The organism is Marinococcus luteus (assembly GCF_034497705.1).
Taxonomy (GTDB): domain Bacteria; phylum Bacillota; class Bacilli; order Bacillales; family Marinococcaceae; genus Marinococcus; species Marinococcus luteus_A.
Genome location: NZ_JAXRUV010000005.1, coordinates 119,562 through 143,091 on the forward strand (window position 1 = coordinate 119,562; position 23,530 = coordinate 143,091).

The window sequence follows — 23,530 nt, forward strand, 5'->3', positions numbered from 1 at the left end:
TATCCATCATTCATGATGAATAAATCCAACTTCCCCCTCATTAAAGGAGTGATTGTTTATGAAGCCGCCGTTCGCTTCCAAACCCGAAACACATCTATTGAATGAAGCGCACGTCCAATGGAACCTCTCTGTACCTGCGCTTGTGAAGCGCTCGCTGGCTCTGCAGGAGGGATCACTTACAGCAGAAGGTGCTCTTGCCGTGAAAACAGGCAAATATACCGGACGGTCGCCAAAGGATAAATATATTGTCGATGAGCCCGGCAGTTCTCCTTATATTGACTGGGGAAATGTAAACCAACCAATGTCCGAAGAATTGTTTGAACGGCTTTATAAAAAAGTCATGAATCATTTGAACGGTCAGAATGAAGTATTCGCAAGCGACGCCCTGGCCGGAGCTGACCCCGATTACCAGCTACCTGTCCGGGTCATCACCTCCTGCGCCTGGCATCAATTGTTCGCCCGTCAGCTGTTTATCCGACCAGACGGAAGAGAAAATCCTTCTGCTCCTCCCTTCACGCTCATAGCTGCGCCGGAATGCAAAGCAGATCCTGAGACAGATGGGACCTCGTCGGAAACATTTATCGTCATCAGCTTTGCACAGCGCACGATTTTAATCGGCGGCACAGAATACGCCGGAGAAATGAAAAAATCGATCTTTTCTGTCATGAACTACCTGCTCCCTGAACAAAACGTACTCCCGATGCACTGCTCGGCAAACATCGGCAGTGACGGTGCAAGCGCTTTGTTTTTCGGCCTTTCCGGCACTGGAAAAACAACCCTTTCCGCAGATCCTTCCCGGCTTTTGGTCGGCGACGATGAACACGGATGGTCCGAGAACGGTATTTTTAATATCGAAGGCGGATGCTACGCAAAATGCTCGAATCTGTCCAAACAGAAAGAACCACAGATCTGGAACGCTATCCGTTTTGGCGCTGTACTTGAAAATGTTGGGATAGACGGCGCCAGCGGAAAAGTTGACTACACAGATACTCAGATTACGGAAAACACAAGGGCTGCTTATCCGATTGAACATGTCGATGGAATTGTTCCCTCCGGCACAGCCGGTCATCCCTCGGCTATCATCTTTTTAACTGCAGATGCATTCGGTGTTCTTCCGCCAATCAGCAGACTGACAAAGGAGCAGGCGATGTATCATTTTCTCAGCGGCTACACAAGCAAGCTCGCCGGAACGGAAAGAGGCGTCACTTCCCCGGAAGCAACCTTCTCCACCTGCTTTGGGGCACCGTTCCTTCCCCGGCAGGCTTCCGTCTATGCAGAAATGCTCGGAGAAAAAATCGATGAACACAATGTGCCTGTCTTTCTGGTGAACACCGGATGGAGCGGCGGCGGCTACGGAGTCGGCAGCCGCATGGATCTTTCATACACCCGGGCTATGGTGCAGGCAGCCCTCAACGGAGAGCTGACTGATACAGCCACGGTCGAGGACCCTATTTTCGGGCTGCATATCCCTGAGTCCTGCCCCGGCGTTCCCGAAGATATGCTTCAGCCGAAAAAAATGTGGACAGAAGCCGGCGACTATGAGATTCAGGCCCGCATGCTTGCCCGCAAGTTTGCGGAAAATTTCAAGCGGTTTTACGACGTGCCTGCTTCTATCGCAGACGCCGGACCAACCCAGTTGTAGGAGCTGTTTTTCATCGACGTCAGGAAGATGCAATACGTTAAAAGGAACCGGTGCCTGAATATAAACAGGCATCGGTTCCTTTCATTTCAATGTAATATATCCTGCTTCCTCCGCATATTTTACAGTACGGGGAAGCACTTCGTCTTTCATAATAAAGCTGTAGCCGGGATGGTCACGAATATTACTTGGAAGTGTTTCTATCAGCACCGGTCCGTCTGTTTCCATATAATCCTCATGAGGAATCAGCGAATCCACCACAGCGATGTATATATTTTTTATTACATCTTCACTCCGGCCCGCCACCTTGTACTGGCCAAGAGAGCGTATCACTTCAACCCGGCCGCCGGTTTCCTCATCGACCTCCCGTACAGCTGCTTCTTCGGGGGCTTCTCCCTCTTCGATCTTCCCGCCCGGAAACTCCAGCCCGCGCTGGGAGTGACGAGTGAGCAGCCACCTGCCGGCATATAAGCATATAACCCATACATGTCCCGGCTTGTCTGAAAATGGAGTGCCGTTTAACGCCAATTCCACTTCGTTATTATAGTAGTCCCGGAATTTGTAGCAGGTTGTCATATGCCCAGTTCCTCACACATACGTATCACTCCACTTCTATCATCTCTCCGGGGGAAATTATTTTTCCTGGCGGCTGTATAACCTTGCCGCCATTGCTTTAGACCAGGAGCGCTGATCGTTTTTTCGCTCGTGAAACTCTTCCATAAGCTGATCGCCTTCATATCCTTCGGTAATCAACTCTTTCAATATCAGTTCGGTGATATTTTCATCTTTTCCAGCCATATACGCCTGGATTAAAACGCCAAGAGAATGCTCGAGTCTCGTGGTTTTTTTCACGACTCCCCTCAAAAGCGCCGGGGCATTGTCGGGATGAGTGATGACCGCTTCCATCAGCATTTCCTCTTCGTGTCTTTCCCACTCGTGAATGATATCTTCATACTCTGTAGGTATGACCGCATCAAGGAGCCATGATCTATCAGGCTCTTCCCGATTAATAATGAGCCCTTCTTTCATTTTTATCTCATGCATTTCAATCGCGTCACCGTCTTTTTGAAACAGGCTGAGGCGGACTAAACGGAACGTTTTCATGATTTACGGCCGGCGGCCTGAATTGTTCGTTCATATGCTTCTTTTAAGCGGCGTACGCCCTCATCGATATGCGTGCGTGGGCAGGCCACGTTAATGCGGACAAAACCAGCACCTTCATCTCCAAAGATGTGGCCGTCACTAAGAGCTACCCCTGCTTCTTTGCGCAGCCATTCCTCCAGCTCTTTTTTATCCATGCCGAGGTTCCGGAGATCAATCCAGACGAGATACGTTCCTTCCGGCTTAATAACATGTGCTTCCGGGATTGCCGACTCCAGCTGGTCTTTTAAATAATCAACGTTTTCCCGCAGATGAACGAGCAGTTCTTCCAGCCACTCGCTCCCGTGCCGGTAGGCGGCTTCCGCAGCTACTGTGGCGAACGGGTTATCTATTCCGACAAAATTAAGCTGCAGATGGGCTTCGTATGCTTTTTGTGAAGCTTTTTTCTCAAAAACCACATAGGACAGCTGCAGGGCTGCAAGATTAAAGGTTTTGCTCGGCGCCATGCAGGTGATGGTTTCCACATCATAGCCATCCGCCACCTTCGAAAACGGCACATGCACGCCGGAGAGAATAAGATCTGCGTGTATTTCATCAGATACTACCAGCACGTTGTACTTCTCTGCCAGAGCGGCGATCTGCTGCAGCTCTTCCTCGGTCCACACCCGGCCGATAGGGTTGTGAGGGCTGCACAATAAAAGCATTTTCGCCCCGGCTTTCATCTGTTCTTCAAGGTTTTCCACATCGATAGTAAAGCCTTCATCTGTTTCTTTCAGCGGGTTCTTATATAGCGTTCGTTCATTATTATTTACTAACATATAGAACGGGTAGTAGACCGGAGTCTGAAGAATAACGCCATCACCTTTTTCCGTAAATGTCTGAATTAGATGACTGATCGCCGGCACTACGCCCGGGGTGAAGACGAGCTGATCATTGCTTACATTCCAGTCATGGCGCGAGCGAATCCATTCAGTTGTCGCGTCCTTCAATGATTCTGGACGCCGGTGATAGCCGAAAATCCCGTGATCAACTACCTCCTGCATGGCATCAAGTACAGGCTGCGGCGCCTGAAAATCCATGTCCGCAACCCACATCGGCCAGAGCTCCGAAGAGCCGTAGCGTTCAGCCGCAAAGTCCCACTTCATTGAGTTTGTATTTTTTCGATTTAATACCTTGTTAAAATTCATGCTTAAAAAGCCTCCTCGTTTCATCTTCCCATGTCTATTCCGTTATTTATTTTATCACTTTCTTTTTAGGAAGACGAATCCAAACGGCTTTTAAACGATGAATCGTTTTGCTTCCACCACGGATTCCTTCCAGTAATCCGAAAAATCAGTATAGCCGACACCGTCGGCTTCTGTGGCGTGAAACAGTGTTTCGTCAGAAATATACATACTTACATGATTAATACTGCCGTCGCCATTCGTATCGAAGAAAATCAGGTCTCCCCGCTTCCAGTCTTCTCCAGCAACATCCCGGCCTTCCTGCGCCTGATCCTCCGAGACCCTTGGAAGATCCACATTTTCTTCAGCGTACATACGCTGCGTAAAGGAGGAACAATCGAAATATTCGGTCGTAGTTTCAGACGCTCCCCATTTGTACGGTACACCTGTAAACTCTTCCCCTTTTTCAATTACTCTGGCGATTCTTTCCTGTGCCGGGCTCCACAGCTGAGTTGTATATCGGTTTCCGGTGTCTTCTTCTTCGAATGCCAGTTCTTTCGCGGCTTCTTTTGCAGGAATATAAGATTCTCCTCTCCAATTGAACCAGGCCGGGCTCTGTTCAAGCTCTCCCTCCCAAGAAGCGCCGTTCACCGATAAACGCACGGCCGGCCCTTCCTGCTCCAGTTCCGCTCCGTATAAAGATGCCGCCGTTTCGGGACGAAGGTAGAGCTCTTCCTCCGTTTTTCCGCCCTCGATGTACCAGGCTTTGTCATTGCCATCGACATTTGTGATTAAAACGTGCCGGTCTGCCCAGTAGCCCGCACCGCCTGCTATAATTATTGCTCCAGCAACACTTGCCCACACCCAGTTTCTCTTCATGTTTTACCTCCTTCCCGTGTAATTGTTCCGATTATCCTTTCTTTATCATGCTAAAATAGATCTACTATTCAGAAGGGAGTGATCATGATGAAGCCGGTAATTCTATTTATAGCCGTCAGTCTTGACGGCTATATCGCTGATGCAGAAGGGAATATTGACTGGCTGATGAAAGCAGGAGGCGAAGGTGATAACGGCTACGACGAAATGTACCGGCGGGTGGATACCGTTGTTATGGGGAGAAAAACCTATGAACACGTGCTTGTCTTAACAGATTCCTTTCCGTACAGGGACAAAGACTGCTATGTTTTTTCCACCAGCAGCCTGGACGGTGGCGGGCCTGTAACCTTTGTGCAGGGCGACGTTACCAAGTGGCTTCAAAACAAACAGCAGGAGTCTGGAACTGGTATATGGCTTGTTGGGGGAGCAGACATTATCGATCCTCTGCTTAACGAAGAATTGATCGATGAGTACATTATTACCTTCACGCCCGATCTTCTAGGAAGCGGCATTCCGTTGTTTAAGCAACGGCCCGGGCAGCCAAAACGGCTTCATCTGTACGAAGTGAAGCGTTGGGGAGAGCTGGCCCAGCTCCACTATAAACGGGTTGAAGATCTGCCCGATCAGTAGTTTAGACTCATTCGCATCTGTAGGTAAAAGCATCATTTTTTCTGAAAAGTGTGTACTTTTCTTACTCTTTAGGTAATAATAAACATATAGAGTAGCATTCGTCCAATTTGTTGCTCTTATCCTATATTTCTTGTTGCTCCTGCTGCCTGCAGGAGCCTTTTTTTATTCTACCGCGCGTTTAACCTCTTTTATATATTGCTTCACCCGTCTACCTTCCTGCTCGTTCAACGCAAACCCGCATTTGTCCGCAATAGAAGCAGATTCCCGTTCAAACATAACCATCGCTGTCTGCAAAGAGGCCCAAATGCTATCGTAAGAGCCCGCTGCATAAGTAGCTGCCAGTTCTCTATTGTTCTTGTGCCCGAGGTATTTTTCCAAATACTTCGCCTCCTGGCCGAAATTTACTGATGTCTTTTTTTCGAGTACAACCTTCCACTGCAGCATTTGTACCAGCATACGGCGGATAATATTAAGGTGAGCCTGGGCGTAGAGCATTTCTCTTCGCCCCCAGCCTTTGACTACATACACCGCCACCCACCAAAACTCATTACAGCATTGTTGAAAGAATCCCTCTTCCGGCTCCATTGTTTTGTAGCCTATGTCGGTAGGAGCAGGAAAATCAGAAGCTGGGTTATCTTTATCCAGCAGACAGCGGGTCAAACCGTCCTGCTTCCAGTGCTCATACCTGCTGGATGCGTGCTTTAAGGTTAAATCAATACGGTTACCATCCTGAAAAAGCATTAGAAAGGCAAATGATTCTCCCAATGGTTCACGGTATAAATTCATTTCATCCGGCGTCTGCATAATCAAAGGCTCCCCAAATACTTCAAGCCAGCCCCGGTCCTGAATCATTTGTTCCATATTTTCCACAAAATAAATAATATCAAAATCACTGAAAAGATCAGCACTGCTATCTCCTGCAGCTGCACGGGACCCGCTTAGAGCTGCAGCCCGGACCCGTTCATCTTCCCTCGCAGTCTCCATTATCAGCGCCATCATAGCCTCAGGCATGCGCACAGGCAGCATCTCCTTTTAATCCAGGGTCGTCGATGCAGGCTCGTAAGACAGCATCTGCCTGATTTGGTTATGACTGTTAAGCACAGCTACCGCCGGTTTGAACTCCCGGGCCGTTTCATTTTCCATCAATGCATAAGCAATAATGATGACCACATCCCCGGGCTGAGCCATTCTCGCGGCTGCACCGTTCAGGCAAATTACCCCACTGCCCCGGGGGCCTTCAATCACGTACGTTTCCAGACGGGCCCCGTTCGTATTATTGACCACCTGCACTTTCTCGTTTTCCCACAGGTCCACCGCCTCCATCAGATCCCGGTCAATGGTAATGCTTCCTACATAGTTTAAATCTGCTTCTGTGACTACAGCCCGGTGAAGCTTTGATTTCATCATCGTACGGTACATCAGCGTCACACCCTTTCTTTCTGGTCAGGAAAAAGAATAATATTATCGATGAGTCTCGCTCCCGAAAACTGCACCGCTCCTGCAATAATTACCTGACCGTTCCATTCCCTTACAGGTTTTAGACCGGGATAAGTTAAAATCTCCATATAATCAATCGTTCCGGAAATGTTAGCTTCTACTATACGTTTTGCTTTCTTCAAAATTTCCTCGGGTCCATAAAGACCCTCTTCTATCCATAACGCTCCCTGCTTTAATCCTTCATACAGCCAGACAGCTTCCCGGCGCTCCCTGCTGGTTAAATTCACATTTCGGGAGCTCAGAGCCAGACCATCAGCTTCCCGAACCGTTGGGCCAGTAACAATCTTTGTTGGAAGATTAAAATCACGGACCATATTCGTTAGTACAGCAGCCTGCTGTGCATCCTTCTGTCCAAAGTAGGCCCGCGCCGGCTGAACAATCTGCAACAGCTTCAGCACCACGGTCGCCACTCCGTCAAAATGTCCCGGCCGGCTTTTACCGCAGAGCACATCACTTCCTTCAAGCACGCGCACCCCTGTCTGCATCTCTTCGGGATACATCTCTTTCGCTGAAGGGACAAACACTATATCGACGCCCCGGGCTTCGGCTTTTTCAAGATCCGCTTCGAGCTTACGCGGGTACGCTTCGTAATCTTCATCCGGGCCAAACTGCAGTGGATTGACAAAAATGCTCACTACCACTGCGTCGTTTTCTTTCAAAGCCTGCATCATTAATGAAAAATGTCCTTCGTGCAGCGCTCCCATTGTCGGCACAAATCCAATTATTTCTCCCTGCTGTTTTCTCTCACTGATATGTGTGCGAATTTCCTGAATTGAAGTAAATACTTTCATGAAGGTGCGCCTCTGCTAAGATCTTTCAGTACAGAGGCATCCATGGAAAAAGTATGCCTCTCCTCTGGAAATGCTTTCGCCTTTACATCACTTACATAGCTTTCAAGGGCTTCATCAATCTGTGCCTGCACGTTAGTGTACTGCTTAGCAAAGGAAGGGACAAAGCTCTCTCCCCACCCGACAGTGTCGTGAAAAACCAGCACCTGTCCGTCAACGCCGGCGCCGGCACCTATGCCGATAACCGGAATCGAAAGATGCACTGCAATCCGGTCGGCAAGCTCTCCGGGAACGCATTCAAGCACTAGCGCAAAAGCACCCGCCTGTTCGAGTCCCTCTGCTTCTTCCATCAACCGCTGTGCTTCTTCTTTTGTTTTCCCTTGTACTTTGTACCCTCCAAGTACCCCTACGGACTGGGGAGTAAGACCGAGATGTCCCATGACCGGTACACCGGCAGCCGTTAAGCGGGCGATGGTTCCTCTGGTAACTTCATCTCCCCCTTCAAGCTTAACTGCCTGAGCACCACCTTCCTGCATAAGACGTCTCACTGCTGTGAACGTGCTCTCTACAGAGGAATGATAGGTTAAAAAGGGAAGATCCACTACGATAAATGTACCCGGAGCTCCCCGTCGAACCGCACGTGCATGCATCACCATATCGTCAAGCGTTACCGGAATCGTGGAATCGTAGCCGTGTACGACCATCCCCGCCGAATCACCTACAAGTATCATATCCATGCCAGCTTTTTCCGCGGCCTTCCCTGTCGGAGCGTCGTACGCTGTGATCATCGTAATCGGTTCCTGCCGTTCTTTCATCTGTTTCAATACCGCCGTGCTTTTCATCTCTCTCCTCCTGCTTCACTCAAAAGATAAAGAATTATCTGATATTTTTGCCGATACATACTGCTTAGGCCGGCTTGTGTTTACACATGTATATTATCTGACGCCCCTGCCATTTATTCAACCATCGCGACTTCGTTTATCCAAAAAAACTTCAATAAAAAATGCCCCTGTAAGAGGGCATTAATAAATATTACTTAAGTCAAGCGAATCTCCAAATGTCTGAATCAGATACCGGCGGATCAAATCACGGCTGAAGGGGGTCTCATCTGCTTCACTGCGGGCTTCATCGTCTTTGGCAATAATATGATCTATATGGGCTTTATTGCCATTCACTTTTTGAATGATGGTGATGCGGTGGTAAGGGATATGCTTTAACTCAAAAGAAAGCTTTCGCTTATTGATCTTAATATAGCTTTCATGAAAGCCTGCTTCAATATGAAACTTGCGGTCGTTTATATTTTTAAATTCTTCTTCAAGATCCATAAAATAATACATGATTTCCCTCGCCGTCGAATCGATTAACTGCTGCTCTGGCTGGGCATCAATATTTAAATATTTGCGTGTTTTAGTAGCGAATGTATTTTCAAAGCTCATTGATTTTCTCCCCTTTCAATTGCGTATTAATGTATTCTGTGCCGGCTCACATTCCGGGTCTGAACACCTTCACCCTTGTCTGGACCCTGGTATTTACCGCTTCAGGAAACGCTTCTGCAGCCCTCCGGATAAACCATCCGGCGGACTCGCGGACATGGTCCGGAGTAATTGTTTTCTTATCAAGCTTCTCGTCCAGCTTTTTTCGAAATTCGGTAACCCCTTCTTTATCTTCACCGAAATACGCGTGATTGACTTCCGGCACCCGACGGTCGAACGTATGTGGGTTGAACTGCTGATCTCCTTCATCCGTTCCAACATAGCAGAACGCCACCTGCGGATTCCCATTTTCGTCAAACTGCATAATCGCAGCAGTCATATTTAAGCCAAGCTCTTTTTTCACGGCCAGACTTTCGTCGTACACCAGCTGCATTTTTTTATCAATTGGCTGCTCTTTATGTGATTTGAGAATATTCACAAGACGCGACCGGTGGGCGTCTGTTGCCACACCACTCACAGCCAGCAGCGCATTTCCGGCATCAAATACCTTCTGCGCCTTTTCATCCGCCGGCCCACCCTCAAGGCTTGCTCCCTTTGAGTCCGTAGCAATCATTACAAAAGGATCCCCCTTGGGCGGCACGGCGCTTAGTAATAGTCCGGCAGTCATACTTTCACCTCTTCTAATATTCCTTGTGCCTATTGGTAATTACCCTCTGAGCGCACGGGCAAACGTCCCTCGAAAGCGCCGTTATTTTTATTTTTTATAAGCCAATATTATTAATTTTCCGTAAAATCCGCTTTGAATTTTTCGTAGCAAACCTTCCAAAATTCTTCAATACTCAGCATATCGGCGTTGAGTTGAGTACTTCTTTTGCCCGCTGAGGGAAAAATCGAGACGGTTACTATTTTCGGTTCACATTGATACAGATACGAAATACGGCTCCAGCAGTTACAGGCCTGGCTGAAAACTAGTTCACGCGCAGTGTAGCTCATAGAAAACTCCTTCCTGTTTCTTCTGGCTATGCTTTTCCTCTATTGGGTGTGTACCTTTATCTTACCTAATATTCAGGGAAAATAAGTTGTTTAATCTCATTCTTCCTAAAACAGTACTTCTTTCACATATTCTTTTATCAACCTCCGGAAAACCTCCTGAATCCAGACAGAGGAATTCGTGAAAAACCTGTCAGAGCTACCCTGCTGTTACTCGACTTCCATCTCTTTGTTTAAGCAAAAAGTGAGCAGCACTACTGCTTCCAGCTAATTTTTTCATTTCTGCTTAACATCATTAATATGCGAACACCGCCTTTCCTCTTATAATTTACTAATTGCATTTGTAAACAGTTTTAGAGGAAGGCCTGCAAAAAAGAACGCCCTGCTTTCGCAGCGCGCTCTCGTTCTTTCTATAAAAACAGTTCATGGATCTTTTAACCGGATTCTTCTGCCTCTTGAACCGGTGTCTGCTCAAAATACGCATCCATATGCTCATACCAGAGCCGGTAGCCTTCTCTGTTTGGATGAATGCCGTCACCAATATACTGTTCCATCTGACGGCCGTTTTCTGCATTTTCGTGGAAGGGTACAGAGGCATCTATAAACAGGACTCCCTGATCACGCTCAAATTCTTCTTTGAGCTGATCCGCAAATTCCTGATAGCCGCTATCGAGCTCCGGATTCGTGTTCTCATAGGTGATCGCCGGGTTTGGGTTCATCACCAACACTTCGGCATCCGGCGCCTTCGCTTTCGCTTCCCGGATCAACTGATGGATATTATCAATACTTTGAGCGGCTGGAATGCCTCGATAGAAATCATTCAATATACCTGTCTCAATAATCACAAAATCTGCTTCTCCAGAAAGCTCAGCATCGATCATTCCCCGCTCAAGCATATCCTTTGAAGAATAGCCATTCACCCCATGGTTGTTCAGTTCTACGTGCTGGCTGCCATCAGTAATCCGCTGCAGTCTCTCCTCCAGCCGGCCAGCCCAGGATTCGCTGTAGCTATCCGCTCCGGTGCCGGCAGCTACACTTGAGCCAAACACTTCTACAGTAGAAGCATGATAGGTATCCAGGCGGTGCTGCAAAAATGAATAAATATTCATTTCCTCCAGTTCTGAAAGCTCCTGGTCCGGTGCTTTAGTTCTCTCCCTGTTTTCATTCACAGATTCTCTGTTTAAAGAAACGATTATCCAGATACCGCCAGCTACAGCAGCTGTGAGCAGCAGGATAACTCTTTTTCTCATCTGCCATAACCCCTTCTGTTGTATTCGATAGCGAATTGCTCATAGCATAATATATCCCGGTGTGCTCCTACAAGGTCCAAAGAATCAGTTCTTCTCATTTATCAAATTTTTCTTACAATAGAAGTTATAACCTGTGGGCAGGCGGGAAAACCATTATAAAAAGTGAGGTGAATAATCAATGTTAATGGTAAAATGCCCGGAATGCGGACACGAAAACACCGCTTCCATTCAAATGCCACCGGAAACGTTGAGCACTGATGCTAACGTTTCCGGGAATGAACAGCCGTGCGAAAACTGCCACGCTTCGATTCCATTATCCAACGAAAACCTCTATTATAAATAGGTCGCTGCGGTCATCCTAAACACATACCGCCGAAACAAAGAACGACGCCGGGCCGAGGATAGTCCCTCAAACCGGCGTCGTTGGCGTGGTATGTATCTTGGAATGAATATATAATACCCCAATGCGTTTTAAACAGCAAGTTTTGTAACTAAAAAAAGTACATATACTTTTATAAGCCAATACAAAAACGACACCGGGGTGAGAAACAGCTCTCAAACCGGTGTCGTTGGCGTAATATGTATGGTGGAGCCTAGCGGGATCGAACCGCTGACCTCTTGGCTGCCAGCCAAGCGCTCTCCCGGCTGAGCTAAGGCCCCATATTTTTGCTGATAAAATATCAGCCGACAAGAAATATTGTACCTTGTCTCTCTCTGTCTGACAAGTCCTTTTTTCACGTTTTTTTGCAGCTTTGTAAAAAAGACGGCCTGCCGCCGGGCAGGCCCATTTTCTGCTTACTCTTCATTCAGCCGCGTTTCAAGCGCTGTCTGGCGTTCTTCAAATCCGGGTTTACCGAGAAGGGCAAACATGTTCTTTTTATACGCTTCCACGCCAGGCTGGTCAAATGGATTGACACCGAGCATATAACCACTCACAGCACACGCTTTTTCAAAGAAGTAAACGAGGTATCCGAAATAATATTCATTCCATTCCGGAATATCAATAATAATATTTGGTACGCCTCCGTCAGTATGGGCAAGAAGCGTGCCTTCGAACGCTTTCTCGTTGACGAATCCCATCGTTTCCCCTGATAAATAATTTAAGCCGTCCAGGTCATCATCAGTGTTTTTCAATTCCAGAGCGCTCCCTGCATCCTGAATATGAAGTACTGTTTCGAGCAAATGGCGCCGGCCCTCCTGGATGTACTGCCCCATCGAATGCAAATCCGTTGAGAAATCGACTGCCGCCGGGAATAATCCTTTCCCGTCTTTGCCTTCGCTTTCCCCGTACAGCTGCTTCCACCATTCAGATACAAAATGCATGTGCGGCTCATAGTTCACCAGCAGTTCAATGGCTTTCCCTTTCTGATACGCAGCGTAACGGATAGCAGCATAACGGTAGGCCGAGTTTTCTTTTACACTCTGAAGCTTGCCAGCGTCCATGGCTGCAGCCGCTCCGTCCATCATTTTTTCCACGTCCAGCCCTGCTGCTGCGATAGGAAGAAGCCCTACGGCTGTAAGAACGGAATAACGGCCGCCGACGTCATCCGGCACGACGAATGTTTCATAGCCCTTTTCGTCAGCCAGCGTTTTTAAAGCGCCTTTGCTTTTATCTGTCGTAGCGTAAATTCTTGAAGCCGCTTCCTCTGCACCGTATTTTTTCTCGAGCCAGTCCCGGAACACTCGGAATGCAAGAGCCGGTTCTGTTGTAGTGCCGGACTTTGAAATAACGTTTACCGAAACGTCCTTGCCCTCCACCATTTCAAGAAGGTCATGCATGTAGCGCTGACTGATCTGGTGGCCGGCGAAATAAATTTCCGGGCCGTTCCGTTTAGAGCCGTCGAGCTGGTTGCGGAACGAATGGCTCAAGCTGTCAATGGCCGCCTTCGCCCCGAGGTAAGAGCCCCCAATACCGATTACAATCAGCACGTCTGAGTCCTTTTTAATTTTTTCGGCTGCCTGCTGGATGCGCGAGAATTCCTCTCTGTCGTATGTATCCGGAAGATCAACCCATCCGAGATATTCCGAACCGGCTCCGGTTTTTTCATGAATCATGCGATGAGCCGTTTCCACCATCGGCTGCAGCTGCTCAATCTCATGCTCTGATATTTCCTGAGAAATATTTTTGCTGTTCACTTCAATTTGCTTTGCCATGTTATTACTGCCTCCCTTAAATATGTTTTACGTTTCCTCCGCCTCTATAATCCTTCTCCATTATAAAGAAAAACCCGGACGCCCGCAAAACGTTCTTCAAACACCTGTACCCGTTTCAACTATGTAAAAAAACCGCCGCTCGAAAGCGACGGTTCTTAAAACGGGGATAATTATTTTCGCACCCGCTTATTCAGATCTGCCTGAATTTCATTGGATTGCTTCAACCAGTCTTTTAATTTATCTTCAAGAGTATTAAATCCTTGAGTGTCGTTATTACTCTGCTGGGCTGGACGGCCGCTGCTTTTGCTTTGACGCGGAGCCTGGCTTTGCGGGCGGCTTTCGCTTTTTTCCGGTGCCGGAAGGGTGTCCCGGATGGAAAGAGAAATCTTCCCTGATTCCTGATCGACGGATTTGATTTTCACTTTAACTTCATCGCCTACTGACAGTGCTTCGTTAATATCCTTCACGTAGCCGTGGGCAATTTCAGAAATGTGAACCAATCCTTGTTTATTTCCGTCGAGCGCAACGAACGCGCCGAATGGTTTAATTCCCGTTACTTTCCCCTCGACGATTGCGCCTACTTCATATTGCTGTACTGACATTCAAACAACTCCTATAACTTTTTATTAACTTTCAAATTATAGCATTATTTTAGGGATTCGGCAATCGATAAACTCACGTTCGATTCTTGACAAAAGTCCCACATGTTCGGTACTTTAAAGGAATAAATTAATTTTAAGGAGGAACCTACTATGAGCCAACCACGTGAACAGTGGGGGACGAGGCTTGGGTTCGTATTAGCAGCAGCCGGATCTGCCATCGGTCTGGGCGCTGTCTGGCGCCTGCCGTATGTCGCAGGAACCAGCGGCGGCGGGGCTTTTTTTCTGATTTTTGTTGCTTTTACGCTCATTCTCGGAACCGCTTTATTAATAGCCGAATTTGTGGTCGGGCGTCGTACCCAAAAGCCGCCGGTCCCCGCCTATAAAACTATTGCGCCGAATACTCCCTGGTTTTTTAACGGTATCATAGGCATGATCTGTGCTATTTTAATTTTATCTTTTTATTCTGTTGTCGGCGGATGGATTATTATTTACTTTTTCCGGAGCCTCGGAGGTCTTACAAGTGAGGGAACAGACTATGAAGCCTTGTTTGGCTCGATCATTTCCAATCCTTGGGAAGTAGGCATCGCCCATCTTGCCTTTATGCTGATTACGATTCTTGTCGTACAGGGCGGTGTGCGTAAAGGGATCGAACGGACGACGAACTGGATGATGCCTGCACTTTTTATACTATTTATTGTAATTGTAGTTCGTTCGCTTACCCTTGAAGGAGCCGGCGAAGGCATTGCTTTCTTTTTGCAGCCGGACTTCAGTGCAGTCACAGGCACCACGATTCTTTTCGCACTCGGCCAGGCATTTTTCTCACTCAGCCTCGGTAACTCTGTAATGGCTACATACAGCTCATACCTGCCGAAAGAAAAAAGTCTGATCAACTCAGCGTTTTCCATTGTCGTATTGACGATAATTATTTCGCTGCTTTCCGGGCTTGCTATTTTCCCGGGGGTGTTTGCTTTTGATATCCCGCCGGACGCCGGCCCTAATTTGATTTTCATTGTGCTGCCGGCAGTGTTTGAGCAGCTTGCACTTGGTTCATTGTTCTTTACGCTGTTTATGCTCCTGCTTGTGTTTGCCACGTTAACTTCGGCATTTTCACTGCTCGAGATCATCGTTTCTTCCGTGTCTTACAAACGCCCGGACAGCCGCGGGCGCACAGCATGGGTTGTCGGTATTCTAATTTTCCTTCTCGGCATTCCGTCGAACCTGTCATACGGGCTGCTTTCTGACTGGCTTATTTTTGGCAACACCTTCTTTGATTCCATCGATATTCTGACAAGCAACTTCCTGCTTCCCCTCGGCGCGCTGATCGTATCTCTGTTTCTGCCATTAAAAATGAAAAAAGCAGATTTGCGTGATGAAGTAATGAGGGGCTCAGTTATGGGAAATGGTATATTCCTTATGTGGTTTACCATCATTCGCTATATCGCTCCAGTAGCGATTATTATCGTATTCATTAACTCCCTTATCGGATTATTCACAGGATCCTAAAAAAAGCAGCCCGCGGGCTGCTTTTTTAACTTTTGTACTGACGTTCCGGAATATGCTTTTCCTGAATAACGCCGCGGTCAATGAAATCGCGCACAAAGCTCTGAAACGGTTCCCTGTCCTCCGAATTTTCCGAAAGAGCTTCAATATTGTTCACAAATTTCATCTGATCGTAATCATACTTAAACTGGCCGGTAAATCCGCGTGCAATTACTTTCCCATAATGCCAGCAGCAGTTTTTATCTTTCGTGTTTAAAGCTTTTGATAAAATCACCAGTGCCTCAAGCAGACTGTTTGTAACAACCGGGTCGTTTTCAGAGTACGAGGCGATATGACTGAAGGCTGAATATACATAAAAAGAAAATTCTTCATCCAGCATAATCAAACGCAGCGTTTCATCTTCGTCCGTTAAATACGGTGTAAATTTTGTCACTTTGGAAATCGAAAACAGCAGGTCCGTTAACTGATAAATAGCGTCCTGGGCGGTCATCGGTTCATCGTTTCCAATCGATTTGATCGCAATTTCGGTCAATTTCCGAATACCGAATTCCAAATCCTGCACTTCCGTTTTGCTGTGTCCCAGGTACAAAAACTGGCGGAATTTCTGTTCATTGATCGCCATGTCCGCGCTGCTGTCCGTTTTCCAGTATTTAAATAACGTAATCCCTTCCATAACGAAGTCACCAACGCGGCGCTCCATTTGAATAACGATCCCGTCTTTTCTCGCTTCGCGTATCAGCTTCCCAAAATCCACCACCTGCAGAAAGCCAGTTCGTTCACTGGCTACTACATGGGCCTCGCCATGCGTTTTCTCCCGGTAAACCCGATTCGGATCATCCGGACGGTACGGTTCAAGGTCGTATACGAGCGTATTCAAAATACGCAGCTGCGATTCTTCTTTCATGGAAGTCGTAATGCTTGATACCTGCATCCATCTCGTCGCATGGTTGATAAACAAAATAAAGTTAATGACGGAAATAGAAGTCATTACCACGCCAGAGATAGGGAAAATCACGTATTCACTCATGCTTGAATCAAGGAAAAAGAATACAAACAGCAGGAAAAAGAAACATAAATTAAAGATTCCGATGGAGTGCTGGGTTTTTCGGTCAGCAATAAAGTTAAAAAGCACCCGTGGGGTAAACTGGCCTGAAAAGCTCGTAAGTACTACAAGAATCGAGTTAAATGTAAAAGCGTTCAAGGTAAGCACGCCGGAGAGCATCGTGCTGTACATCGTCTGTGTCAGGCTGTATTCCGTCGAAAATACCGGCAGCGAGTTGAAGGCCGGCTGCAGACCAAACTCTGCCCAGTAGGCTGCAACGGAAAGCAGGGCCGCAAGCATAATGTAAAGGGCCGGGAGCACCCATAAGCTCGAGCGTATTTCATACCACTGCTGGCGGTAAGACATGCTCATCAGTTGCCGGATTTTTTTCGGCAGCATGCGTCGAATAGCATTTTTCAATAAATTCATCCTCTCTATACGAAGCAAAAATACGTATGTAAATCCCTGTATCAGTTTCCCTTCTGTTCATGTTTTAAACTGAAGTCAGCATAGGGCAACTTTACATGAAAAAACCGGCAGAGAAAACCTGCCGGTCTGTGCTTTTTTATCCATGCCGGTCCATGAAGCGTTTGAACCGCTCCATGGCCTCCACAAGCGACTCCAGCGAAGTAGCATACGAGCAGCGGACGTGTCCTTCTCCTCCTAAACCAAAGACTGTGCCCGGCACCACAGCCACCTGCTCTTCTGTCAGAAACGTCTCGGCAAATGTCTCGGCGTCCATACCGAGCTTTTCAATCGAAGGAAACGCATAGAAAGCGCCGAGCGGCGTGTGGCATTCGAGCCCCATCTCCGCAAAAGTCTTCACTAAATAATTACGGCGCTGCCGGTAGCTTGCCACCATTTTCTCGACATCTGCGCGCCCGTTTTTCAACGCTTCAAGCGCTCCAAACTGGGCGGAGGTGGACGCACACATCATCGTATACTGGTGAATTTTTAGTACTGCAGCCATAATATCTTTCGGACCGCACACGTATCCTACCCTCCAGCCTGTCATCGCAAAGGCTTTGGAAAAGCCGGAGATCAAAATTGTACGCTCGAGCATGCCTGGAAATGCCGGAAGGCTTGCATGCTCATAATCGTAGCTGAGCTCGGCGTAAATTTCATCCGATACAGCCAGCAGGTCATAGTCCTTAATTATTTTTACGACTGGCTCGAGCTCTTCTTTTGACATGTGGGCTCCGGTCGGGTTGTTCGGGTATGAAAGAAGCACTGCTTTCGTTTTTGAAGTGATAAGGGCTTCAAGGTCTTCTGCATTGATTTTAAAGTCGTGCTTTTTCGTTGTTTCAAGTGGTACCGGCACTCCCCCGGCCATCGTAATAATCGGCGCATAGGAGACGAAGCAGGGCTCTACGACAATCACTTCATCCCCCGGATTAATAATTGCCCGAAAAGCCGCATCAATGCCTTCACTTGCTCCTACAGTAATCACAATATCCGATTCCGGATGATACGAGACACCAAAAGAGTTCTCGAGATAATATGAAACGGCTCTTCGGAGCTCAATCAAGCCCGCATTCGCCGTATAGGAGGTAAAGCCCCTCTCCATCGATACAATGCTCGCTTCTCTTACATTCCACGGGGTGACAAAATCCGGTTCCCCCACCCCGAGGGAAATGACATTTTCCATCGTAGAAGCTAAATCAAAAAACCGGCGTATGCCTGAAGGCTTTAACTGCTGCACGGTTTCTGAAAGTCTGTGCTGCTGTGTGGAGGAAGTATTCATGGCGAGACCATCATTCTGTGATCTTCATCGTCATCGCCGAACACTACTCCGTCGTGTTTGTAGGTTTTCAGGCGGAAATGCGTCGTCGTGGAAATAACCGAATCAAGCGCCGACAGCTTCCCGGAAACAAACGAAGCGATTTCAGACATCGTTTTTCCTTCGATAACTACCTGAAGATCATACGTACCAGACACCAGATAAAGGGCTTTGACTTCCGGGAAACGATGGATCCGTTCTGCTACTTCATCAAACCCAACCCCCCGCTGCGGAGTGACTTTCACATCAATCATTGCCGTCACACCATCATGGTTATTGACTTTGCTCCAGTCCACAACAGTAGCATACGTGACGATCACTTTATTTTCCTCTAATTTTTTCAGCATCATTTCTACTTCTTCTTCTGTTTGATTTATTAGCTTGGCAATGGTTTTAATATCCATTCTGGCGTTCTGCTCCAATAAGTGCAGAATCTCTAATTCTTTTTCGTTCAAGGATGGCAGCCCCTTTCTCTCTCCTAAAAATTACATCTCCCGTGTACTATTGTACACTAAGAGAGGACACCAAACGACATGTCCTTCTTTTTTACAATATTTTTTGGATGGTATATAAAACATTATCAAGCTTTCCTCGAAAATTTTCAAATTGATTTGCTGCTGATCACAAAAAAGCCTTTTAAAATTTATTCAAAAAAGGAATCAGTAAAAATGGAGGCGATAAGATGGCATCAGAAAAACCCCATGTAAATCAACAGTCCAGTGTGGCTTTTGTAGTTCTAGATATGATCAACGATTTGGATTTTCCGGACAGCGACGATTTACTTCCTCATGCTCTCGATGCAGCTGAAAATGTTAAAAACCTGAAAAAGCAGGCGAAAGAAAGAGATATACCTGTTATTTACGTGAACGATAATTACGGACGCTGGCAGAGTAATTTCCCGGACCTGGTGGAATACTGCAGACGTGACGGAGTCCCCGGCAAACCAGTAGTAGAAAAAATTCTGCCTGACGACGATGACTATTATATACTCAAGCCTCAGTTTTCAGGATTTTTTGCTACTCCACTGGAAATCCTGCTGAACTACCTGGGAGTCACAACAATTATATTCGCCGGCGTCGCGGGGAACATGTGTGTCCACTTTACAGTAAACGATGCCTACATGCGCGGGTATAAACTAATGGTTCCGCAGGACTGCACCGCATCAAACAGTATGCAGGCCAATGAAGAAGCAATTAATTTGATGAGTAAGGTGCTCGGTGCCGACACTAGAGACAGCACTGAATACGATCTGAAAAAAATCATTCAGGAAGCCCAGGAGCTTCCACAGCCTTCCCATTCCTCATAAGCACGTAAAAGCTTCCGGCTTTCCGGAAGCTTTTTTACATACTGACATTTACAACATACTGAAGACTAATAAAAGCATCCTTCCGGCTGTTCCGGAAGGATGCTTGATAACTATGCTTCAAATACGCGTTCGAGTGAAGCTTTATCCTGGTTGAGCCAGTTGTGGAATACCTGCTTGGCGCCTTCAAGATCATGAAGCTTCGCCTGGCCGCACTGCAGTTCAGTTGCTGCCGGCACTTCGGTAACTTCTACGCCGTCTTTCATCGTTTTCTCAAGTATATCGATGATCTCACTTACCGATGGCTCCCCGTTCATAATCAGATAAAAGCCTGTCTGACAGCCCATCGGCGAAAGATCAATGACTTCAAAATGATCATAATCTTCGGCATATTCGCGAATATTTAAAGCAAGCAAATGCTCCATCGTATGAATCGTCGGTGGCTCGAGGTTATCTTCGTTCGGCTGACAGAAACGAATATCAAATTTAGTGACGATACCATCGCTTCCAACCTTTTGCACGCCTGCCTGACGGACGTACGGAGCAACTACTTTCGTATGATCGAGTTCAAAACTTTCTACTTTTGCCATATCGTTACGTTCACTCCTTTATTATTTTCTTCTTTCCATTGTATCTTTTCCCGCTTGTGATTCCAAATTAAACAATTGCGGTAAAAAAACCCCGACCAGATGTCGGGGCTTAAAAATATACTACTCGACTTCTTCGCCGGTGATTTCTTCAATTTCGCCTTCAAGCGTCGTCAGAATGTCTTCTGCATCACCGCCTACTTCCTCTACATAGTAATCACGCATTGGAAGGGTCACTTCGCGGAATTCAGCGCGCTGGTCTTCACTCAGTTCCACTTGTTCAATATCGGATTCACTGGTCATGGTTTCGCGGGCCTGTTCGTTCTGCTCCACCTGTTCGTCATATACCCAGTCCTGCATTTCCGTTACCGTCTCATCAAATGTTTCTTTCAAATCATCCGGAAGCTCATTATAAAACTGAGGGTTCACTGTCGTCATCGCTACATACGAGTTTTGGTTGGAAATCATCAAATGACTCTGCACTTCATCGTAAGAAGAAGCTTCGATGAAGAACAACGGATTCTCCTGGCCGTCCACTGTACCGTTATCAAGGGAAGTATAAAGCTCCCCGGCACTCAGAACCTGTGGATCCGCGCCGTATTCACGGTATGTCTGCTGAAGCAGCGGTGAATTCTGGGTTCTCATTTGGAAGCCGTTGAAGTCATCCGGAGATTCAATGGCTTTGTTCCCGGTCCACTGCATCGCCCCTTCACTCCAAAAGGATAGCGGCATAATGTCTTCTTCTTCATATCTGGCGGCTAACGTCTCGTTTAGTGCTTCACTTTCATTCAACACCTGCTGCACATCTTCCTGATCATTTGGGAGTAAAAACTGAAGCGAGAAAACCTGGCCTTCCTCTACCATCGTTCCTGTAAACCCCGGGGAGACCACAGCCATTTCAACCGCCCCCTGCTGGAGCTGCTCCACCTGATCAACTTCACTGCCAAGTCCGCCGAATTCCACCGGCTCGATCGCCACCTGGCCGTCTGTCTTTTCATCCATACGGCTCGCGAACTCCTGCGCATATTCGTACTGTACCTGGCCTTCGTTTTCCTCAGTTACAAAGGTCCATTCATATGTTTCTTCACCATCACCCCCACCACTGCTTTCATCGCCACCACCGCCACCACCGCAGGCTGCGAGTACTGCTGCGGTAGAGAGAGTTGTCCCCATCAACAAACCAAGCTTTTTCTTTTTCATGTATAATTTCCCCCTTTTGAGTAGTAACACGAATGATACAGCTGTCGGAGAGACGGCCATCCGCAACCCCCTTCCTCATCCAGCCCCCCGTTAATTATCAGGAAGTAAAAACGTTGAAATAGGCTCAAACGAAATCAGCAGGACTGCAATAATCAGCATCATTACAATAAATGGAGGCGTCCCGCGGATCGTATCGAGGTACGATCGGTTAAATACCGCGCTCGCCGTGAATATATCCACGCCAAATGGCGGAGTTGCAGAACCAAGCGCTGCCTGGAAAGTAATAACCACCCCTAGATGGACTGGATCCACCCCTGCCTGGATCGCTGCTGGATAGAAAATCGGAGTCAATATCAGAATAACTACAATTGGATCCACAAACATACAGCCGATAAAGAAGAAAATGGAGACAATAATCAAAACATAAATAGGCCCCGGGTCTCCTCCAAGGAAAGTATCTGTAATCATTTGAGGAATGCGAGCAAACTGAATGACCCATGCAAATACTTGACCGCCGGCTACGAGCATAAAAACAGCCGAAGTTACGAGTCCTGAAGATAAAGCAATGCTGAACATCTGCTTCAGCTTTACTGTACGGTAAATAATAACCTCCAATACAAAGGCATACACGACAGCCATTGCTGCTGCCTCTGTCGGAGTGAAAAGCCCGGAGTAAATTCCTCCAATAATAATGACTGGAAACAATAGAGGAAAGATCGCATCAAATGTCATTTTTCCGCGCTCTTTCCAGGGAATTTTAGCTGCGAGCGGAATGCTGTAAATTTTTGCGTGTATGTAAGCATAAAGAGTAAAAAAGACAAATACGAGAAGGCCGGGGCCAATACCCGCAATGAACATATCTCCCAGGGAAGTACCGGAGATTAAGGAATACATAATCATCCCTATACTCGGCGGTATGAGGAGCGCGACGTCGCTTGCATTAATAATAAAAGCAATAGCTGTGGAGTCTTTGTACCCTACTTTTAAAAGCCTCTGTCTCATTGGACCACCGATCGCTACCACCGTAGCCTGCGTAGACCCGGAAATCGAACCGAAGATGGTACAGGCGGCAGCTGTTGTAATTGCATAACCGCCCCGGAGGTGGCCGACAAAAGCGCCAATAAAATCAAGCAGCCGCTTTGATGTGTGGCCCTGGGACATAATGTCTGCTGCAAAGATAAACATGGGAACCGCCAAGAGTACGTAGCTTGATATCCCTTCAAGCATTTGCTGCAGCATGATGAACGGATCAACGGCATCAAAGAAAAACAGCACTATCACCAGCGGAGCCAAAATTAATGGAACCATCATAGGGAAACCGAGTGCTAAAAAAATGACCATTATCGCAAGTAATGTAAAAAGCATAATTGGTTCCTCTCATTCTCCGAAAATTTTATAGTTTGTTGGATTCTTTCGCTTCTTTTTCTGAATCGTAGTCTTTTCGTTCTGCTGCGATGTATACATCTTTATTTTTCACGTTCACCCAAAAGTTTCGTAAAAACTGAATACCTCCGAGCAAAAAGCCAATAGGTGCCCAAACAACCATCCAAACATAGGAAATCCGGAGGTAGTCGGTAACCCTGTTTTGCGAGGAGAGCACATAGTCATAGGAATAATACGCCAGAGTGAAAAGAACAAAGGCTGTAACGAGCGGAATAATGAGCGCCAGCGTTTTTCGGAACTTATACGGTACATTATCAAACAATGCCGTCATGCTGATATGCCTGCCCTGCCTGGCCACATAGCCGAGACCGAGAAACGTGGCCATATAAATCGCAATCTGGCTGATTTCTTCTGCGAACGCCCATCCGCCGAGACCGAGGTTCCTGCTGATGGTGTTACCTGCCACCATTACCGTTATTGTAATGATGGAAAGCGACAGGACTGTCTCTTCAGCGCGTTTGAGACCTAAGTCAAGCCATTTCAATATTTTCAATTTTCAAACACCCATTTCTGCATTTTTTTCAATTTTTAAAAAATATTTGCCGCAATTTG

At 47.0% G+C, this 23,530-nt stretch carries 25 protein-coding genes and 1 tRNA gene; 5 read left to right on the forward strand and 21 right to left on the reverse strand.

Going from position 1 to position 23,530, the window contains the following annotated elements; translation table 11 throughout:
* Window positions 1-58 precede the first annotated feature (58 nt).
* Window positions 59-1,642 (forward strand): phosphoenolpyruvate carboxykinase (ATP), encoded by a 1,584-nt coding sequence (pckA, locus tag Q9M42_RS09740; RefSeq protein WP_322526296.1) that lies wholly within the window; start codon window positions 59-61, stop codon window positions 1,640-1,642.
* A gap of 81 nt (window positions 1,643-1,723) precedes the next feature.
* Here the strand turns inward: pckA and ytkD are convergent, their stop codons facing one another.
* The 4 genes from ytkD to Q9M42_RS09760 form a co-directional block, all read right to left on the reverse strand.
* A complete protein-coding gene (gene ytkD / locus Q9M42_RS09745; RefSeq protein ID WP_322526297.1) occupies window positions 1,724-2,215 on the reverse strand; it encodes an RNA deprotection pyrophosphohydrolase in 492 nt (163 codons plus the stop codon).
* A 57-nt stretch (window positions 2,216-2,272) separates the two neighbouring features.
* Window positions 2,273-2,743 carry a YwpF family protein gene (locus Q9M42_RS09750; protein WP_322526298.1) on the reverse strand — a complete coding sequence of 157 codons (471 nt, stop codon included), beginning with the start codon at window positions 2,741-2,743 and terminating at the stop codon, window positions 2,273-2,275.
* Window positions 2,740-3,927 carry a MalY/PatB family protein gene (locus tag Q9M42_RS09755; protein WP_322526299.1) on the reverse strand — a complete coding sequence of 396 codons (1,188 nt, stop codon included), beginning with the start codon at window positions 3,925-3,927 and terminating at the stop codon, window positions 2,740-2,742. Before Q9M42_RS09755 ends, Q9M42_RS09750 begins: the two co-directional genes overlap by 4 nt.
* Before the next feature lie 90 nt (window positions 3,928-4,017).
* On the reverse strand, window positions 4,018-4,782 hold the full coding sequence (locus Q9M42_RS09760) for a C40 family peptidase (RefSeq protein WP_322526300.1): 765 nt from the start codon (window positions 4,780-4,782) through the stop codon (window positions 4,018-4,020).
* 84 nt (window positions 4,783-4,866) lie between these two features.
* Here Q9M42_RS09760 and Q9M42_RS09765 point away from each other — a divergent pair, with 84 nt between their 5' ends.
* Complete coding sequence (locus Q9M42_RS09765) at window positions 4,867-5,409, forward strand: dihydrofolate reductase family protein (RefSeq protein ID WP_322526301.1); 543 nt, start codon at window positions 4,867-4,869, stop codon at window positions 5,407-5,409.
* 162 nt (window positions 5,410-5,571) lie between these two features.
* On the opposite strand, the gene Q9M42_RS09770 is transcribed toward Q9M42_RS09765, so the two are convergent.
* The 7 genes from Q9M42_RS09770 to Q9M42_RS09800 form a co-directional block, all read right to left on the reverse strand.
* Complete coding sequence (locus Q9M42_RS09770) at window positions 5,572-6,420, reverse strand: aminoglycoside 6-adenylyltransferase (protein WP_322526391.1); 849 nt, start codon at window positions 6,418-6,420, stop codon at window positions 5,572-5,574.
* A gap of 21 nt (window positions 6,421-6,441) precedes the next feature.
* The gene (gene panD / locus Q9M42_RS09775) at window positions 6,442-6,828 is read right to left on the reverse strand and encodes an aspartate 1-decarboxylase (protein ID WP_322526302.1); all 387 of its coding nucleotides are present in this window, start codon (window positions 6,826-6,828) and stop codon (window positions 6,442-6,444) included.
* A gap of 5 nt (window positions 6,829-6,833) precedes the next feature.
* Window positions 6,834-7,697 (reverse strand): pantoate--beta-alanine ligase, encoded by an 864-nt coding sequence (gene panC, locus Q9M42_RS09780; RefSeq protein WP_322526303.1) that lies wholly within the window; start codon window positions 7,695-7,697, stop codon window positions 6,834-6,836.
* The gene (gene panB / locus Q9M42_RS09785; protein ID WP_322526304.1) at window positions 7,694-8,536 is read right to left on the reverse strand and encodes a 3-methyl-2-oxobutanoate hydroxymethyltransferase; all 843 of its coding nucleotides are present in this window, start codon (window positions 8,534-8,536) and stop codon (window positions 7,694-7,696) included. Before panB ends, panC begins: the two co-directional genes overlap by 4 nt.
* Before the next feature lie 180 nt (window positions 8,537-8,716).
* On the reverse strand, window positions 8,717-9,130 hold the full coding sequence (locus tag Q9M42_RS09790) for a DUF3942 family protein (protein ID WP_322526305.1): 414 nt from the start codon (window positions 9,128-9,130) through the stop codon (window positions 8,717-8,719).
* Between the two features lie 46 nt (window positions 9,131-9,176).
* Window positions 9,177-9,794, reverse strand: a complete 618-nt coding sequence (locus Q9M42_RS09795; RefSeq protein ID WP_322526306.1) for a hypothetical protein — start codon at window positions 9,792-9,794, stop codon at window positions 9,177-9,179.
* 757 nt (window positions 9,795-10,551) lie between these two features.
* On the reverse strand, window positions 10,552-11,367 hold the full coding sequence (locus Q9M42_RS09800) for an SGNH/GDSL hydrolase family protein (protein ID WP_322526307.1): 816 nt from the start codon (window positions 11,365-11,367) through the stop codon (window positions 10,552-10,554).
* A gap of 178 nt (window positions 11,368-11,545) precedes the next feature.
* Here Q9M42_RS09800 and Q9M42_RS09805 point away from each other — a divergent pair, with 178 nt between their 5' ends.
* Window positions 11,546-11,710, forward strand: coding sequence for a hypothetical protein (locus Q9M42_RS09805; RefSeq protein ID WP_322526308.1), 165 nt, complete (start codon window positions 11,546-11,548; stop codon window positions 11,708-11,710).
* 241 nt (window positions 11,711-11,951) lie between these two features.
* Here Q9M42_RS09805 and Q9M42_RS09810 read toward each other — a convergent pair.
* The 3 genes from Q9M42_RS09810 to yugI form a co-directional block, all read right to left on the reverse strand.
* Window positions 11,952-12,027, reverse strand: a tRNA-Ala gene (locus tag Q9M42_RS09810).
* Between the two features lie 135 nt (window positions 12,028-12,162).
* A complete protein-coding gene (locus tag Q9M42_RS09815) occupies window positions 12,163-13,521 on the reverse strand; it encodes a glucose-6-phosphate isomerase (RefSeq protein ID WP_322526309.1) in 1,359 nt (452 codons plus the stop codon).
* A 170-nt stretch (window positions 13,522-13,691) separates the two neighbouring features.
* Complete coding sequence (yugI, locus tag Q9M42_RS09820) at window positions 13,692-14,123, reverse strand: S1 domain-containing post-transcriptional regulator GSP13 (RefSeq protein WP_079475578.1); 432 nt, start codon at window positions 14,121-14,123, stop codon at window positions 13,692-13,694.
* 150 nt (window positions 14,124-14,273) lie between these two features.
* Between yugI and Q9M42_RS09825 the strand changes: the two genes are divergently transcribed.
* On the forward strand, window positions 14,274-15,626 hold the full coding sequence (locus Q9M42_RS09825) for a sodium-dependent transporter (protein WP_322526310.1): 1,353 nt from the start codon (window positions 14,274-14,276) through the stop codon (window positions 15,624-15,626).
* Window positions 15,627-15,651: 25 nt separating this feature from the next.
* Here the strand turns inward: Q9M42_RS09825 and Q9M42_RS09830 are convergent, their stop codons facing one another.
* The 3 genes from Q9M42_RS09830 to Q9M42_RS09840 form a co-directional block, all read right to left on the reverse strand.
* Window positions 15,652-17,085, reverse strand: a complete 1,434-nt coding sequence (locus Q9M42_RS09830) for a DUF2254 domain-containing protein (RefSeq protein WP_322526311.1) — start codon at window positions 17,083-17,085, stop codon at window positions 15,652-15,654.
* Between the two features lie 145 nt (window positions 17,086-17,230).
* Window positions 17,231-18,409 (reverse strand): aminotransferase, encoded by a 1,179-nt coding sequence (locus Q9M42_RS09835; protein WP_322526312.1) that lies wholly within the window; start codon window positions 18,407-18,409, stop codon window positions 17,231-17,233.
* Window positions 18,406-18,900: an Lrp/AsnC family transcriptional regulator gene (locus Q9M42_RS09840; RefSeq protein WP_322526313.1), complete on the reverse strand. Its 495-nt coding sequence runs from the start codon at window positions 18,898-18,900 to the stop codon at window positions 18,406-18,408. Before Q9M42_RS09840 ends, Q9M42_RS09835 begins: the two co-directional genes overlap by 4 nt.
* Window positions 18,901-19,127: 227 nt before the next feature.
* Here Q9M42_RS09840 and Q9M42_RS09845 point away from each other — a divergent pair, with 227 nt between their 5' ends.
* Window positions 19,128-19,751 (forward strand): isochorismatase family cysteine hydrolase, encoded by a 624-nt coding sequence (locus tag Q9M42_RS09845; RefSeq protein ID WP_322526314.1) that lies wholly within the window; start codon window positions 19,128-19,130, stop codon window positions 19,749-19,751.
* A 110-nt stretch (window positions 19,752-19,861) separates the two neighbouring features.
* Here the strand turns inward: Q9M42_RS09845 and Q9M42_RS09850 are convergent, their stop codons facing one another.
* The 4 genes from Q9M42_RS09850 to Q9M42_RS09865 form a co-directional block, all read right to left on the reverse strand.
* The gene (locus Q9M42_RS09850; RefSeq protein WP_322526315.1) at window positions 19,862-20,338 is read right to left on the reverse strand and encodes an S-ribosylhomocysteine lyase; all 477 of its coding nucleotides are present in this window, start codon (window positions 20,336-20,338) and stop codon (window positions 19,862-19,864) included.
* A 120-nt stretch (window positions 20,339-20,458) separates the two neighbouring features.
* Window positions 20,459-21,535, reverse strand: coding sequence for a TRAP transporter substrate-binding protein DctP (gene dctP, locus Q9M42_RS09855; RefSeq protein ID WP_322526316.1), 1,077 nt, complete (start codon window positions 21,533-21,535; stop codon window positions 20,459-20,461).
* 90 nt (window positions 21,536-21,625) lie between these two features.
* On the reverse strand, window positions 21,626-22,900 hold the full coding sequence (locus Q9M42_RS09860) for a TRAP transporter large permease (RefSeq protein ID WP_322526317.1): 1,275 nt from the start codon (window positions 22,898-22,900) through the stop codon (window positions 21,626-21,628).
* A gap of 28 nt (window positions 22,901-22,928) precedes the next feature.
* A complete protein-coding gene (locus Q9M42_RS09865; protein ID WP_322526318.1) occupies window positions 22,929-23,462 on the reverse strand; it encodes a TRAP transporter small permease in 534 nt (177 codons plus the stop codon).
* Window positions 23,463-23,530 lie beyond the last annotated feature (68 nt).